Below are 15,522 nucleotides of genomic sequence, written 5' to 3' on the forward strand. Positions count from 1 at the left end.
AACTGGCATGCCTGGCGCAGGAGGCAGCCAGCGCATCGGAATCAGGACGCCAGCGAAGTCCGGCAAGCCTCGGCGCGATCGAGCAGAAGATCGCGCTCCCGCTCATTGCGGGTCATCGAGGCCGCCTTCAGGAATTCGGCGCGGGCTTCGTCGAAGCGGCCGAGTTTGGACAACAGGTCACCGCGCACGCTGGGCAGAAGGTGATAGCCTTGCAGGGATCGTTCCGCCTGCAATTGGTCGACAAGGTCGAGCCCCGCGGCCGGGCCGTAAGCCATCGAAATAGCGACCGCCCGATTGAGTTCGACGACCGGCGACGGCATCCGTTCGGCAAGCGCGTGGTAGAGCGCGGCGATGCGGCCCCAATCGGTGTCGCCGGCGGTACGCGCCCGTGCATGGCAGGCAGCGATCGCCGCCTGCAGCGCGTACGGTCCGCGATCGGGATTGAGCGTTTCGGCGCGATCGACGGATGCAAGCCCGCGACGGATGAACAACTGATCCCAGCGCGCCCGGTTCTGGTCGAGCAGCAGCACCGGCTCGCCCGACACACCGACACGCGCCTTGAACCGTGACGCCTGGATTTCCATCAGCGCGATCAGGCCATGCACTTCCGGTTCTTCCGGCATCAGCCCGGCGAGGATACGGCCGAGCCGCAGCGCCTCTTCGCAAAGCTGCGGCCTGATCAGGTCTTCGCCGGCGGTTGCCGAATAGCCCTCGTTGAATATCAGGTAGAGCACCTCAAGCACCGATGACAGCCGCGCGGCGCGGTCCACACCTCGCGGGACTTCGAAGGCGACATGTGCTTCGGCTATCGCCCGTTTTGCCCGCACGATGCGTTGCGCAATGGTCGTTTCAGGAACCAGAAAGGCACGGGCGATTTCTTCGGTTGTCAGGCCTCCAAGCAATCTGAGCGTCAGCGCCACCCGCGCTTCGGTAGAAAGTGCCGGATGACAGGCGGTGAAGATGAGGCCGAGCAGATCGTCGCCGATATCGTCATCCAGTGCTTCGTCGATATCGGGTGTGGCGAACTCCTGCTCGATTTCCGCCTCGTACCCCAATTCTCCATGTTTGCGATCGATCATCTTCGCCCGCCGGAAATGGTCGATAGCCCGGCGCTTGCCGGTCGCCATCAGCCACGCCGCGGGCTTGGCGGGAATGCCAGATACCGGCCACTGCTTGAGCGCGGCGATCATGGCATCCTGTGCGAACTCCTCGGCAAGCCCGACGTCGCGCACGATTCTTGCCAGGCCGGCGATGATCTTGGCCCGCTCGATTCTCCAGACGGCTTCGATGGCACGATTGGTTTCGATGGTCGTCACGCAGGCGATCAGACCATCTGCCGGCTACTGCCGCAAGACTTGATGACAAACAGGGGCTCGTCACGCGGGACAACTGGGACTCCCGGACCGTCTGTCCGGAAGTCCAGCTTTGTGCTCAGTATCAGGACTTGCCCGAAAGCTTCTCCGTCTCGGCACGCAGCCGCTTTTCCTGCTCGCGGATTTCAGGGGTGACCGCGTCGCCGAAATCGTCCATGTCGAAGATCTGACGGATTTCGATCTCGGATTCGCCTTCCATCGGATTGGGACAGCGCTTGACCCATTCGATGGCTTCGTCGAGCGAGCGCACCTGCCAGATCCAGAAACCGGCGATCAGTTCCTTGGTTTCGGCAAACGGCCCGTCGATGACGGAGCGTTTGTCTCCGGAAAAACGAATGCGCGCGCCCTTCGAACTGGGATGCAGGCCATCGCCCGCCAGCATGATGCCGGCCTTCACCAATTCCTCGTTGTATTTCATCATTGCGGTCAGCAGTTCCTCTGTCGGCATAATGCCGGCCTCGCTGTCCTTGTTCGCCTTCACGATCACCATGAAACGCATTGTCGTAACTCCCTTTCGAGTTCTGGTTCGGAGCGGGTTTCAACCTCGCTCTACCGTCACGTCGGTCGGCATCCGGTGAAATCGACAAGCCCGATACATTTTTTTGGTTTTTTATGAGACGAACCGCCAATAGTGCCGCCAATACGTGATAAACGTACCTATCGCCCGCATTTCCCGAGAAGACTTTTGCAGCGGAACGGCGAAGGCGCAGGAAAATCCAGATGGCAGCCCATCGTTTTGCAGTTGGCCAGACCGTGCGCCTGAAAGGCAGTTTCGGCATGTCTCCCCATGCGGCCGAAATCTACCGCGTCACCGGCACGTTGCCGGCCAGGGACAACTCGCCTCAATACCGAATTCGCAACGACGACGAGCGTCATGAGCGTGTGACGACGGAAGACAACCTCGAAGAAACCGAAACGTCGCCGATTGCGGGCGCCAGTGAATAGCCCGACCAGCTAATATATCCGCCGCACGACTACGACTTCACCGTTTTGCGCGGCGACTTCTTCTTTACCGGCGCGCCATCGCTTGCCGCCAGGTCCGCGGCCTCCTTGGCAAGGCGAAGCTCCTTCAGTTTCGACGATTTCGCCTTGCGCCTCTCGGCCTCCGCCGCATGCTCGGCCAGAACGAGATCCCGCGCCGTCGCCTCACGCTCGGCCTTCCTGAATTTCAGGTCGGCCCTTGCACGCGCTTCCTTCGAATTGTCGGTCAAATGAGGTTATTCCTTGCGGATGGCGTGAGAGAAGGCCTGATTGATAGCAGAGAGCGAGCTGGAAATGGGAAATAAGTTGGTAGGCGGGGTGTATTCGCCGCCAAACCTGATACTATTGCCGCTACTCAGGTCCGCCAACCCGGCGCACCCTTACCGCTTGCCCCGAATTCGCCAGGCGATCCGGCGCATGCAAAGTCAGGAAAAAAATTGCAGGTATTAGTACGCGACAACAATGTCGAACAAGCTATGCGGGTATTGAAGAAGAAGATGCAGCGCGAAGGCGTCTTCCGGGAAATGAAGGCGCGCCGCTCCTACGAGAAGCCATCCGAAAAACGCGTCCGTGAAAAGGCCGAAGCTGTCCGCCGCACACGCAAGGCGGCTCGCAAGCAGGCGCAGCGCGAAGGCCTGTTGCCGGCGCCCAAGAAAAAGATTCTTCCGGCCCGGCCTTCCGCCGCCAAATTCTAAGCTCGAAGGGGCCGTCCTGCGGCCCCCGCCGACAAGTGGATCGTGACCGCTGAAGCGTATGTTGAGGCGGAATGGAATTTTGTGCGTCTCGTTGCGACCGTCGGCCCTCTCCGGAAGGCGGCTTCTCTCACAGGACAGGGCGATGATCATTTTCAAGAAGAAGCCGGAAACGACCGCTCCGAAGCCGGCTCAATCAGCACCAATCGTCGGCGCCCAGCCTTCCGTCGAAGAGACCGAGGCCGCTCGCCATACAAAGCCCGACAGCGACGGCAAGCGCCGCCGCAAGCGGCAGACCGCTGAGGACAACCGGCTTCTCTGATCGAGGCCAGCGAACTCGATTGCCGCCGGCGGCCAAACCAGTCCGCCGACGCTTAGAGCAAGCTGCCCCGCTGGTAGTCGCGAAACTCACACCCAGCCGCCATCGACGATAAAATTCTGCGCGGAGCACATTCGCGAATCGTCTGATGCCAGGAATAGCGCCATGCGGGCGATGTCGTCAGGCATGACGCGGCCGGCCAGGCACTGGCTCCTGTCGATCAGCTCATTGGCGGAGTCATCCACCCACAGATCGAGCTGGCGTTTGGTCATCACCCATCCCGGCACCAGCGTGTTGACCCTGATTCCATGCTTGCCGAGATCGCGGGCAAAGGAACGTGTCAGGCCGTGTGTAGCGGCTTTCGATGCCGCGTAGCCGGGATAGCCGCCACTCGCCGTCATCCAGCCGACCGAGCCGAAATTCACGATCGAGCCGTTCCCGGCGGCGATCATGCCGGGCGCCACCGCCTGGATGGCGAAAAAGGCGTGGCGCAGATTGACCGCGACCCGCGCGTCGAAATATTCGGGTGTCACTTCGCGCCAGTCGTGGCGCGTGTCGTTGGCGGCATTGTTAACGAGAGCCAGCGTCGGGCCATGAATGGCCTCGATCTCGCCTATCGCGGCATGGTAGGCATCGATATCGGTCACGTCGCAACGGCGAAACTGGACGAGGCCACCGGATGCCTTCAGTTGCGCGGCAAGCGCGTTGCCATCGTCCCCGGCGAGATCGACGAAGCCAACCCTGGCGCCTTGCGCTGCGAAAGCCCGCACCAGTGCTTCGCCGATGCCGGTAGCACCACCCGAGACGAGAACGGGGCGACCCTGAAGGCTAGGATAGATGGCGCTGGCGTCGGCGGTCATCGGCACCGCCTCACAGCGCCCGCACTTCGACCGGCGAGGCGGCGTCTAGTTTCAGTGGGTTGCGCAGTGGCAGCCCGAAACCCGGCACTTCGATCTCGAAGATGTCGCCCGCTTGGGCTTTCACCCCGTCGGCGAAGGACAGCGTCGCCGTACCGAACATGTGGATGTGCACATCGCCGGGCTGGCGGAACACGTCATACTTGAAGTGGTGATGCTCCAGATTGGCGATCGTGTGCGACATGTTCGCCTCCCCCGAAAGGAACGGCTTTTCCCACAACGTCCCGCCGCCGCGCAGAATGCGCGACATGCCACGCACATCTTCCGGCAATTCGCCGACGAGGATTTCCGGTCCGATCGAGGCGTTCCTGAGCTTGGAATGCGCAAGGTAGAGATAATTGATGCGCTCGGTGACGTGGTCGGAAAATTCGTTGGACAAGGCGAAGCCGATGCGGAACGGCGCACCGTCGTCGCCGATGATATAGATACCGGCAATTTCAGGCTCCTCGCCGGCATCGAGCGCGAAAGCCGGTGAGAGCAGCGGCTTGCCGGGCTCCACCACCATGGTGCCGTTGCCCTTGTAGAACCACTCCGGTTGCACACCGGGGCCGCCATTCGCTGGCTTGCCACCCTCCAGGCCCATGCGGAACATCTTCATGGAATCGGTCAGCTTTTCCTCGATATCCGCCTTCTTGTGCATGGCGTCGCGGGTAGCCGCCGAGCCGAGATGCGTAAGGCCGGTGCCGGTCAAATGGAGATGCGCCGGGTCGGGATGGCGGATCGGCGACAGCACGCGGCCTTCGTTGTAAGCGATCTCCAGATCGACCGTCTCGCCGAGCCCGCGCTCGGTGATGACCGCGTGAAGCTGCTTGCCGGCGCGCACCGCTTCCAGTGCCAGTGCGTAGACGGATTTGGCACCATTGACCAAGCGAGCCGCGTCGCCATTGCGCACGGCGACGAAGCTCGTTCCGTCGGTGCCGGAAATCTGGGAAATCAGCATTTTATCCTCCTTGAGGTCTGCCGATGCGGCGTGGCATCTGCAGACAAAAACCTACTTGCGCGCCGATTGCCTCGCCTCGGCACGGTCGTCTTTCGTCATGTGCTTTTCCGGTTGCGTCCGCGTCGGTTCACGGGCTTCAATTCCGCCCGAACCTTTGGATTCATTCCGCTTCCGTCAAATGCTGCTTGCCGTTCCCTCCCGTCGGTTCAGGCTTTCTTCTTGTTGTAGAGATCGAAGGCAACCGCGCCGAGCAACACCAGGCCCTTGATGACCTGCTGCCAGTCGATGTTGATACCCATGATGCCCATGCCGTTGTTCATGACGCCCATGATGAAGGCGCCGATGACCGCACCGGTCACCTGGCCGACGCCACCCAGCGCGGAAGCGCCGCCAACGAAGACGGCCGCGATCACGTCGAGCTCCAGTCCGGCGCCGGCCTTCGGCGTCGCCATGTTGAGGCGGGCGGAATAGATCAGGCCGGCGAGAGCCGCGAGCATGCCCATGATGACGAAGATGTGGAAGGTCAGCCGCTCGGTATTGATGCCCGATAGCGCCGCTGCCTTGACGTTGCCGCCGATGGCGTAGATGCGCCGGCCAAAGGTCATGCGCTTGGTGATGAAGACGAACAGCGCGATCAGCACGCCCATCACGACCAGCACGTTCGGCAGCCCCCTGAAGGAGGCGAACTTATACATCAGGAACAGGATGATGGCCGAGATCACTAGGTTTTTCATCACGAAGAACACGAAAGGTTCTGCCTCGTAGCCATGGCTTTCGCGGCTGCGTCTACTCTTGACCGCCAGGTAGAGCATGGCCACGACGATCAGGATGCCGATAACAAGGGTCGTCGAATGCAGCACGATGCCTGTTCCCGGAGTGGGGCCTCCGGAAGCGTTGAGGGTCGGCGCGACGAGGGTGAGCGGCCCGATCACATCCGGGATGAAGCCCGCGCTGAGCAGCTGGAACAGCGGCGGAAACGGGCCGACTGAGCGGCCGCTCAGCACGTTGAGCAGCAGGCCCTTGAACACCAGCATGCCCGCCAGCGTAACGATGAAGGAAGGGATCTTCATATAGGCTATGAAATAGCCCTGCACGCCGCCGATGACGGCGCCGAGCGCAATACACAGGAAGCCGGCCAGCAGCGGATTCATGTCGTAGTCGACCATCAGGATCGCCGCCACCGCCCCGATGAACCCGGCGACCGCGCCTACCGAAAGATCGATATGTCCGGCCACGATGACCAGCAGCATGCCCAGCGCCATCACGACGATGTAGGAATTCTGCAGGACGACGTTGGTCAGGTTGACGGGATAGAAGAGCACCCCGTTTGTCATGTACCAGAAGAACACCATGATCGCGATCAGGGCGATCACCAGACCGTATTCGCGCAGGTTTTCCCTGACGGCGTCCTGTACGGTCGCCTTCGCGGCGCTGACGGGCGATGCGGAGGTTTCTGTGCTCATGACGCTGCTTTCTCTTCTCCGCGGACGATCGCCCGCATGATCTTTTCCTGGCTTGCCTCGTGGCCGGCGAGTTCGCCCACGATGCGCCCTTCGTTCAACACGTAGATGCGGTCGCATATGCCGAGCAGTTCCGGCATTTCGGACGAGATGACCAGGATGCCTTTGCCTTCTCCGGCAAGCTTGTTGATGATGGCGTAGATCTCATATTTCGCGCCGACGTCGATGCCGCGCGTCGGCTCGTCGAGGATCAGCACGTCGGGATTGGCAAACAGCCACTTCGACAGCACGACTTTCTGCTGGTTGCCGCCCGAAAGGTTGCCGGTGATCTGATAGACGCTTGACGAACGGATGTTGGTCTTCTTGCGATATTCGTTCGCGACCTTGAGTTCGCCCATATCGTCGATGACGCCCGATCTCGAAACACCGGGAAGGTTCGCGATCGTCACATTATGCTTGATGTGGTCGATCAGGTTGAGGCCGTAAGTCTTCCGGTCTTCCGTCGCATAGGCGAGCCCCGCAGCCACCGCCTTCCCGACCGTCGCGGTATCGGCACGCTTGCCGTGCACGTACACCTCGCCGGTGACGTTGGCGCCGTAGGCGCGGCCGAACACGCTCATCGCGAATTCGGTGCGGCCAGCGCCCATAAGCCCGGCGATGCCGACGACCTCGCCCTTTTTCAGGTGCAGGTTTATGCCCTTGATGATCTGCCGGTCGGGATGCAGTGGATGATAGACCGACCAGTCCTTCACTTCGAAAATCGTTTCACCGATCTTGGGCTCGCGCGACGGGTAGCGGTCTTCCATCGTGCGGCCGACCATCGAGGTGATGATGCGGTCCTCGGTCACATCTTCCCGGTCCATTGTTTCGATGGTCTGGCCGTCGCGGATGACGGTAACGCGATCCGCAACCTTCTTCACCTCGTTCAGCTTGTGCGAGATAAGGATCGCCGTCATGCCCTGCTTCTTGAATTCGAGCAGCAGGTCGAGCAGCGCCTGGCTGTCCTTCTCGGACAGGCTTGCCGTCGGCTCATCGAGAATGAGTAGCTTCACGTCTTTCGCCAGCGCCTTGGCGATCTCGACAAGCTGCTGCTTGCCTGTGCCGATGTTGGTGATCAGCGTGTCGGGGTCCTCGCGCAGACCGACCTTCCTCAAAAGTTCCTTTGCACGCCGGCGCGCCACGTCCCAGTCTATGATACCCAGGCGTGCCTGCTCGTTGCCGAGAAACATGTTTTCGGCGATCGACAGCATCGGCACCAGCGCCAGTTCCTGGTGAATGATGACGATGCCCAGCTTCTCGCTGTCGTGAATGCCGTTGAAACGGCATTCCTTGCCTTCAAACTGGATGTCGCCACTGTAGCTGCCGAAGGGATAGACGCCCGAAAGCACCTTCATCAGCGTGGATTTGCCGGCGCCGTTCTCGCCGACGATGGCATGGATTTCACCGCGCTCGACATTCAGGTTGACGTTCGACAAGGCTTTCACGCCGGGGAACGTCTTGGTGATGTCGCGCATCTCCAGGATCGTATCGCTCATCATATTTCTCCCGGGCGGCTAGGAGGCAAATGAGGGGCGGCACACCTGCACCGGCAGAGTTCAACCTGCCCCTCATCCGACCCTATCGGGCCACCTTCTTCCCGTAAACGGGGAGAAGGGAAGACCTTACTTCAGGTCTTCGGCCTTGATGTAGCCGGAACCGACCACGATCTGCTCGTAGTTCGACTTGTCGACCGATACCGGCACGAGCAGGTAGGACGGAACCACCTTCACGCCGTTGTTGTAGGTCTTCTCGTCATTGATTTCCGGCTTGCCGCCGGACAGGGCGGTGTCGACCAGATTGGCAGTGACCTTCGCCAGTTCGCGGGTGTCCTTGAACACGGTCGAGTACTGCTCGTCGGCGATGATCGCCTTGACCGAAGGCGTCTCGGCGTCCTGGCCGGTGATGATCGGCCACGGCTGGTCGGCGGTTCCGTAACCGACGCCCCGCAGCGACGAGATGATGCCGCGCGAGAGGCCGTCATAGGGTGCGAGCACGCCATGGACACGGCTTCCGTCCGAATAGTTCGCCGACAGGATGTTGTCCATGCGGGCCTGCGCCACCGCTGCGTCCCAGCGCAGCGTACCGACCTTCTCCATGCCCAGCTGGCCCGACTTGACGACGATCTCGCCCTTGTCGACCATCGGCTGCAGCACGCTCATGGCACCATCGTAGAAAAAGAAGGCGTTGTTGTCGTCAGGCGAGCCGCCGAACAGCTCGACGTTCCACGGCTTCTGGTCGGCGAAACGCTCGTTGAGGCCCTTCACCAGCGATTCAGCCTGCAGGACGCCGACCTTGAAGTTGTCGAAGGTGGTGTAATAGTCGACATTCGGGCTTTCGCGGATCAGGCGGTCATAGGCGACGGTGATCGCGCCGCTGTCCTTCGCCTGCTGCAACACCTGCGACAGCGTCGTGCCGTCGATCGACGCGATGACCAGCGCCTTGGCGCCCTTGGTCACCATGCCCTCGATCTGGGTGAGCTGGTTCGGGATGTCGTCTTCCGCATATTGCAGATCGACGGTGTAGCCCTTGGCTTCGAGGGCGGCCTTGAGTTCGTTGCCGTCGCTGATCCAACGGAGCGACGACTTCGTCGGCATCGCGATGCCGACGATCCCTTTGTCCTGCGCCGAGGCGCCGAACGTCATAGCCGCGAGGCCGAGCGCGAGCGCGCCGACTAACGTCTTGATGATTTTCACTCTTTCTCTCCCTTGTGAAAAACCGCAGTCGGCATTGGCCGCCGCCGCGCTTCATCCTGGCCGCGTGGGCGCAGGGTGAATTCTGTGATGCTACCTCCCGATGGTCGCGCGCCTGCGTTCTTCCCGCAATGTTGAAACGCGACGGCTGAAAATTTCGGATATCGATATAACTGTCAAATGCAAAATCAGCTATTTGCCATACCGAAAATGATATAGATTGATGCGACCAAGGGAGTTGAGGACAAGATGCCCATCGATCAGAAGCCAACGCCGCAAGGGTCAAGCTATGAAGACGACGAAGGGCTGCTGCGCAGCGGTTTGAAACTCAGGCACATGCGCCTGACGGTTGCCCTCGAAGAGCACGGCCAGATCAGCGCGGCGGCGCAGGTGATGAATATTTCACAGCCGGCGGCGTCGCGCATGATCGCCGAGATCGAGGCGATCCTTGGCGTGCAGATCTGCGAGCGCTTGCCGCGAGGCGTCCGCCTGACCCCTTACGGCGCCGCGCTGGCGCGACGGGCGAAGAGCATCCTGCTTGAAATGCGAGAGGTCGATCGTGAGATTGCCGACCTGAAACTCGGCAAGGGCGGCTCGGTTTTCCTCGGCGCTGTGACCGCGCCGGCGATCGAACTCGCGGTCCCCGCCATAAGAAAAGTCAGGCAGGAACATCCGCGCATCGAGATCAGCGTACAGGTGGAGACAAGCGCGGTTCTGGCGCGCGAGTTGCTGGCATCGCGGCATGATTTCATCATCGCGCGCATCCCCGACGACCTCAATCCACGGCTCTTCGAAAGCCGGATCATCGGCGTCGAGAAGGCCTGCCTGATCGCGCGGCGCGGTCATCCCCTGTCGACCGGCAGGACGATCGGACTCGACGAACTCAGCCAATTTGACTGGGTGTTCCAGCCGGGGGGATCGCTGCTGCGCCAGACCGTCGAGGGCATTTTCGTCAGCCAGGGCGCCCCCCTGCCCGACCGCATCCTCAACACCAGCTCGCTGCTGCTGACGCTTGTCATGATCGCGCAATCCGACGCCATCGCGCCGATCGCCGTCGACGTCGCCCGCTTCGTCAACAGCCGCTCCGGTCTCGCCGGCGCCATCGACATCCTGCCCATCGCTTTCGACATCAACGTGCAGCCTTACAGCCTGGTCAAGGTGAAGGACCGCACGCTCTCGCCGACCGCGAGCATGCTTTACGAGCAGATTCTTCGCGAAATCTGATTGCAAATCTCCAGATCGCCCGTTTTTCGGGCGTTTCATCAAAAACCGACCGGCTTTTTCACGAATTTTCGCAGCTATTTCCAAGGCTTCCAGCGTCCCGACTGGCAGGATCGACTTCGGCTTGACGAAACGGTTTCCAAATGGGATAGTCATCCATAACTAGAATATAGATTACATAATAATGTAACATGAGAGGAACCAGCATGAGACATTTCATGAAAGTTGCCGTTTCGCTCGCCGCAGCGCTGCTGCCGGCGACGGGCGTTGCCTGGGGACAGGCAAAAGGCGGCGTGATCGACGTCGCCACGGTCGGCGAACCGCCGACGCTCGATCCGATGGCATCAACCGCCGACCTCGTCGGCATCGTCACCCAGCACATCTACGAGACACTCTATACCTTCGATAAGGATTGGGGCATCACTCCGCTGCTCGCCGCGGACATGCCGCAGATTTCGGCGGACGGGCTGACCTACACGATCCCGCTGAGGACCGGCATCAAGTTCCATGACGGCTCCGACATGAATTCGGCTGACGTCGTCGCCTCGCTGCAACGCTGGATGAAGGTTGCGACACGCGGCAAGCAGGCCGCGGAAACGATAACCGCAGCGGAAGCCGTCGATGACAACACAGTCAAGATCACGCTCAACAAGCCATTCGCGCCACTGCTATCGCTGCTGTCACTGAACAATGCGGCGGCGATCATCATCCCGTCGGAAAATGCCGCCGAGGATCCGATGACAAAATTCATCGGTACCGGACCGTATATGCTGAAGGAGCGCAAGCCCGACCAGTTCATCCAGCTCGCCCGCTTCGATGGCTATTCATCGCGGGACGGTGAGCCGAACGGCTATGGCGGCGCCCGCAAGCAATATCTCGACGAAATCCGTTTCGTGCCGGTCCCCGATCCGAACACACGCACCGAAGGTGCCGTGTCCGGCCAGTTCGCCTATGTCGACTCGCTGCCGGTGGAAGCCTTCGAGAAGATTTCCGGCGGCAAGACAGAACCCGTATTGCTTAAGCCGTTCGGCTGGCCGGTCTTCGTGCTGAACACCAAGGAGGGGCTGAACTCCGACATCAAGATCCGCAAGGCAATCCAGGCGGCACTCGCGCCGAAGGACATGCTGCTTGCCGCGTTCGGCTCGGAAGAATTCTTCACCGTCGACGGAGCCATGTATCCCGAAGGTTACAAATGGCACACCGAAACCGGCACCGAACCCTACAAGCCGGACGGAGATACCGAAGCCGCCATGGCTCTGGTGAAGGAAGCCGGATATGACGGCTCCAAGCCGCTGCGCATCCTGACCAGCCGCCAGTACGAATTCCACTACAAGATGGCGCAGGTCGCCGCCGAATATCTGAAGGCCGCCGGTTTCCAGGTGCAACTGGACGTGGTCGAATGGGCGACGCTGACCAAGAACCGCACCGACGCGGCCCTGTGGGACATTTATATCACCCACAGCCCGTTCCTACCCGAGCCTTCGCTGACCGGCATCATGTCCGACACTTCGCCGGGCTGGTGGGTCTCAGACAAGAAGCATGAGGTCCTGGGCGCCTTCAACGCAGAGTCCGATCCGGAGAAGCGCGTCGCCCTGTGGCCGGCGGTGCAGCAGGCGGTCTACGATGAAGTTCCCGCGTTCAAGGTCGGCAACTTCAATGCGCTCGCCGCCCAGGCGCCGAACCTCAAGGGTGTGACACCTGCCCCCTGGCCATATTTCTGGAACGCCTATCTCGAAGGCAACTGATCCAGTCCTCCCGCCTGTCCCGCCCCAAAGCGAGGCAGGTCTCCAGGCGCCGGCGCCAACCGTCCGGCGCCTGGAGCAAAACCGGCTCAAACAGCGATGTGAACGGCAAATGCTGCGCTCGATCATCAACAGGCTGCTTGGCATGATCGTGGTTATGGCGATCGTCGTCACCATCGTCTTTGTCATTGTGCGCGTCACACCGGGTGACCCGGCCGCAGTCATGCTCGGCCCTGAAGCGACGGCGGAGGACATCGCCGCGCTGCGCACCAGGCTCGGCCTCGACGGCTCCATACTCGAACAGTTCGGGCGTTATGTCTTCGGCGTCGTACAAGGGGATTTCGGCCAGTCGATCTTCCTCAACCAGCCGGTCACCCATGCGCTCGCCCAGCGCGCCGAACCGACATTCTTCCTCACTATCTTCTCGCTGCTGATCGCCACCGTGATCGCCCTGCCGGTCGGCATCCTCTCGGCCTATTGGCGCGGTTCGCTCTTCGACCAGGCGGCAACGACGGTCGCCATGTTCGCCGCGAGCGTCCCCAGTTTCTGGCTTGGCCTGCTGCTGATGCAGTTCTTCGCTGTGAAGCTCGGCTGGTTCGACACGTCAGGCTACGGCGGACCTGGAGCCTCGCTCGGCGAGCGGCTCCACCATCTTGTGCTGCCAGCGCTGGCACTTGGCCTCGTGAGTTCGGCGCTGATCACGCGTTTCACCCGCGCTTCCATGCTTGACGTGCTGAATGACGACTATGTCCGCACCGCCCGCTCCAAGGGTATGAGCGAATGGCGTGTCGTCCTCAAACATGCATTCAAGAATGCGCTGATCCCCATCCTCACGGTGCTCGGGCTGACCGCCGCGCTGCTGATCTCGGGGGCTGTAGTGACCGAAACCGTGTTCGGACTGCCGGGCGTCGGCAATCTTGTCGTTTCGGCGGTGCTCAGGCGCGACTATCCAGTCATCCAGGGCGCCCTGCTGGTCATCGCTGGCCTTTACGTGCTGGTCAACTTTGGCATCGACATGCTTTATCTCCTTGTCGATCCGCGGGTGCGCTACTGATGGCCGCGGTCGCAACTCCACTCCACGCCGAACCCGGCCTGCTATCGCGTCTGGTAACCCGGCGCACCTCATTGGTCGGGCTGATCATTCTCGGCGTGATAGCGCTCGCCGCCATCCTGGCACCGGTGATCGCGCCCTATTCTCCATCGAAGCTGTCGATCGCCAGTCGGCTTGATGCGCCGAGCCTCGCACATCTGTTCGGCACGGACGATCTCGGTCGCGATGTCTTCACCCGCATGCTTTATGCCGCCCAGGTTTCGTTATCCGTCGGGCTTGCCGTAGTCGTGCTCGCCTCGATCCTCGGCATTATACTCGGCTTGACCTCCGGCTTCTTCCGCAAGGCCGACGCGCCTGTGTCTCGCCTGATCGACGCCATGATGGCGTTTCCCGACATCCTTCTCGCCATAGCCCTGGTCGCCGCACTCGGTGCATCGGCGACGAACGTCGTCATCGCGCTCGGCATCGTCTACGCGCCCCGGCTGGCGCGTGTCGTTCGTGCCTCGACCCTGGTCATCCGCGAACTGCCCTATGTCGAAGCCGCGCGTGCGCTCGGCGTGCCGACGCCAGTGATCCTGGTGCGGCATGTGCTGCGCAACGTCACCTCGCCGCTCTTGGTGCAAGGCACCTTCATCTTCGCCAACGCCATTCTGGCGGAAGCCGGCCTGTCATTCCTCGGCGTCGGCATCTCGCCCGACATTCCAACCTGGGGCACCATGATCAGCGTCGGCCGTCAGTACATGGATCAGGCGCCGTGGATCATGATGTATCCGGGCGGTGCCATCGTCGTCACCGTTTTGTCGCTGCAATTGGTCGGCGACGGATTGCGCGACCTCCTCGACCCGCGCCTTGCAAAGGACATCTAGACGAAATGATCGGCAATCGTTTCCCCCCGGCCGAACGGCCGCTGCTCATCAAGGGCGCCAGGCCCGTAGGCTTCGATAAGGCATTCGATCAACCGGTCGACATCCTGATCGGCATGGACGGGCGCATCGCCGACATCGGCGGAACGATCGCCGCCGGCGAAGACGCACGCGCCCTCGACGCCAAGGGCGCCTGGCTTTCGCCCGGCTGGACCGACATCCATGTCCATGTCTGGTATGGCGGCACCGACATTTCGCTGAAGCCCGCGCAATGTGGCGCCGCGCACGGTGTCACCACCATGGTCGATGCCGGCTCGGCGGGCGAGGCCAACTTCCATGGACTGCGCGAGTACATCATCGAGCCGGCCAAGGAGAACATCTACGCCTTCCTCAATCTCGGCTCGATCGGCCTCGTCGCCTGCAACCGGGTCAGCGAACTGATCGACATGCGTTCGATCGACATCGATCGCACCATCGCCACCGTCGAGAAGAACCGCGACGTCATCGTCGGGCTGAAGGTGCGCGCCAGCCATGTCATCACCGGCGGCTGGGACCTGACGCCGGTGAAGCTCGGTAAGAAGCTTGGCCGCATCCTGAAACTGCCGATCATGGTGCATGTCGGCGAGCCGCCGCCGCTTTATGACGATGTTCTCGGCGTCCTCACAGAAGGCGACATCGTCACCCACTGCTTCAACGGCAAGGCCGGCGGCTCTATTCTCGAGGACGAGGACCTCTACCGGCTTGCCGAGCAGGCGGCGGCGCGCGGCATCGTGCTCGATGTCGGTCACGGCGGCGCCTCCTTCTCGTTCGACGTCGCCAAGGCGGCGCTCGAGCGTGGCCTGCCGCCAAAAACCATCTCGACCGATTTGCACAACCGCTCGCTCGACGGCGCGGTCTGGGACATGGCGACGACGATGTCGAAGCTGCTGTCGCTCGGCATGAAGATGGAGGACGTGGTGACCGCCTCGACGACTGCGCCGCGCCACGCCATCGGGCTGGACGCCGATCGCCTGCTGGAAAGGGGCAAGCCTGCGGAGTTCACGCTGTTCGATGTTGTCGATGCCGACGTGACCGTGAAGGATTCGCAAGGTGCAACGAGCACCCTTCATCGCACGTTCGAGCCGCGCCACGCCATTCTCGGCGCTGAACCGGTGGTCGCGCATCGCTACATGCCGCCGGCGCGCGAAGCCGGAGAGCCGCATGCCTGTCCTCACTGCGGATGGGTATCATGACC

General features: G+C 61.6%; 16 protein-coding genes. 8 read left to right on the forward strand and 8 right to left on the reverse strand.

The window, feature by feature from the left end; genetic code table 11:
- Window positions 1–41: 41 nt before the first annotated feature.
- The gene (locus OHD58_RS00615) at window positions 42–1,316 is read right to left on the reverse strand and encodes an RNA polymerase sigma factor (protein WP_263801096.1); all 1,275 of its coding nucleotides are present in this window, start codon (window positions 1,314–1,316) and stop codon (window positions 42–44) included.
- Window positions 1,317–1,437: 121 nt separating this feature from the next.
- Entirely contained in the window at window positions 1,438–1,872 is a 435-nt protein-coding gene (locus OHD58_RS00620) for a YciI family protein (RefSeq protein ID WP_263801097.1), read from the reverse strand.
- A 221-nt stretch (window positions 1,873–2,093) separates the two neighbouring features.
- Here OHD58_RS00620 and OHD58_RS00625 point away from each other — a divergent pair, with 221 nt between their 5' ends.
- Window positions 2,094–2,318 carry a hypothetical protein gene (locus OHD58_RS00625; protein WP_263801099.1) on the forward strand — a complete coding sequence of 75 codons (225 nt, stop codon included), beginning with the start codon at window positions 2,094–2,096 and terminating at the stop codon, window positions 2,316–2,318.
- Between the two features lie 29 nt (window positions 2,319–2,347).
- Here OHD58_RS00625 and OHD58_RS00630 read toward each other — a convergent pair whose 3' ends face one another.
- On the reverse strand, window positions 2,348–2,584 hold the full coding sequence (locus tag OHD58_RS00630) for a hypothetical protein (RefSeq protein ID WP_263801100.1): 237 nt from the start codon (window positions 2,582–2,584) through the stop codon (window positions 2,348–2,350).
- Window positions 2,585–2,791: 207 nt separating this feature from the next.
- Here OHD58_RS00630 and rpsU point away from each other — a divergent pair, with 207 nt between their 5' ends.
- Together rpsU and OHD58_RS00640 are read left to right on the forward strand one after the other, a co-directional pair.
- Entirely contained in the window at window positions 2,792–3,049 is a 258-nt protein-coding gene (gene rpsU / locus OHD58_RS00635; RefSeq protein WP_263801101.1) for a 30S ribosomal protein S21, read from the forward strand.
- Between the two features lie 142 nt (window positions 3,050–3,191).
- On the forward strand, window positions 3,192–3,368 hold the full coding sequence (locus OHD58_RS00640; RefSeq protein WP_263801102.1) for a hypothetical protein: 177 nt from the start codon (window positions 3,192–3,194) through the stop codon (window positions 3,366–3,368).
- Window positions 3,369–3,454: 86 nt separating this feature from the next.
- Here the strand turns inward: OHD58_RS00640 and OHD58_RS00645 are convergent, their stop codons facing one another.
- The 5 genes from OHD58_RS00645 to chvE all read right to left on the reverse strand — a co-directional run bounded on the left by OHD58_RS00645 (window position 3,455) and on the right by chvE (window position 9,414).
- Complete coding sequence (locus tag OHD58_RS00645; protein ID WP_263801103.1) at window positions 3,455–4,225, reverse strand: SDR family NAD(P)-dependent oxidoreductase; 771 nt, start codon at window positions 4,223–4,225, stop codon at window positions 3,455–3,457.
- A gap of 10 nt (window positions 4,226–4,235) precedes the next feature.
- Window positions 4,236–5,222: an AraD1 family protein gene (gene araD1, locus OHD58_RS00650; RefSeq protein WP_263801105.1), complete on the reverse strand. Its 987-nt coding sequence runs from the start codon at window positions 5,220–5,222 to the stop codon at window positions 4,236–4,238.
- Between the two features lie 206 nt (window positions 5,223–5,428).
- Window positions 5,429–6,685, reverse strand: coding sequence for a multiple monosaccharide ABC transporter permease (mmsB, locus tag OHD58_RS00655; protein WP_263801106.1), 1,257 nt, complete (start codon window positions 6,683–6,685; stop codon window positions 5,429–5,431).
- Window positions 6,682–8,217, reverse strand: a complete 1,536-nt coding sequence (mmsA, locus tag OHD58_RS00660; RefSeq protein WP_263801107.1) for a multiple monosaccharide ABC transporter ATP-binding protein — start codon at window positions 8,215–8,217, stop codon at window positions 6,682–6,684. Before mmsA ends, mmsB begins: the two co-directional genes overlap by 4 nt.
- Window positions 8,218–8,343: 126 nt before the next feature.
- The gene (gene chvE / locus OHD58_RS00665) at window positions 8,344–9,414 is read right to left on the reverse strand and encodes a multiple monosaccharide ABC transporter substrate-binding protein (protein ID WP_263801108.1); all 1,071 of its coding nucleotides are present in this window, start codon (window positions 9,412–9,414) and stop codon (window positions 8,344–8,346) included.
- Window positions 9,415–9,660: 246 nt separating this feature from the next.
- Here chvE and OHD58_RS00670 point away from each other — a divergent pair, with 246 nt between their 5' ends.
- The 5 genes from OHD58_RS00670 to OHD58_RS00690 all read left to right on the forward strand — a co-directional run bounded on the left by OHD58_RS00670 (window position 9,661) and on the right by OHD58_RS00690 (window position 15,520).
- Complete coding sequence (locus OHD58_RS00670) at window positions 9,661–10,635, forward strand: LysR family transcriptional regulator (RefSeq protein WP_263801109.1); 975 nt, start codon at window positions 9,661–9,663, stop codon at window positions 10,633–10,635.
- A 215-nt stretch (window positions 10,636–10,850) separates the two neighbouring features.
- Window positions 10,851–12,377 (forward strand): ABC transporter substrate-binding protein, encoded by a 1,527-nt coding sequence (locus tag OHD58_RS00675; protein WP_263801110.1) that lies wholly within the window; start codon window positions 10,851–10,853, stop codon window positions 12,375–12,377.
- 109 nt (window positions 12,378–12,486) lie between these two features.
- Window positions 12,487–13,428: an ABC transporter permease gene (locus OHD58_RS00680; protein ID WP_263801111.1), complete on the forward strand. Its 942-nt coding sequence runs from the start codon at window positions 12,487–12,489 to the stop codon at window positions 13,426–13,428.
- Window positions 13,428–14,291 carry an ABC transporter permease gene (locus tag OHD58_RS00685; protein ID WP_263801112.1) on the forward strand — a complete coding sequence of 288 codons (864 nt, stop codon included), beginning with the start codon at window positions 13,428–13,430 and terminating at the stop codon, window positions 14,289–14,291. Before OHD58_RS00680 ends, OHD58_RS00685 begins: the two co-directional genes overlap by 1 nt.
- Before the next feature lie 5 nt (window positions 14,292–14,296).
- Entirely contained in the window at window positions 14,297–15,520 is a 1,224-nt protein-coding gene (locus tag OHD58_RS00690) for an amidohydrolase/deacetylase family metallohydrolase (RefSeq protein ID WP_263801113.1), read from the forward strand.
- Window positions 15,521–15,522: the final 2 nt, after the last annotated feature.

The organism is Mesorhizobium sp. ZC-5, assembly GCF_025753855.1.
Classification (GTDB): Bacteria; Pseudomonadota; Alphaproteobacteria; order Rhizobiales; family Rhizobiaceae; genus Neomesorhizobium.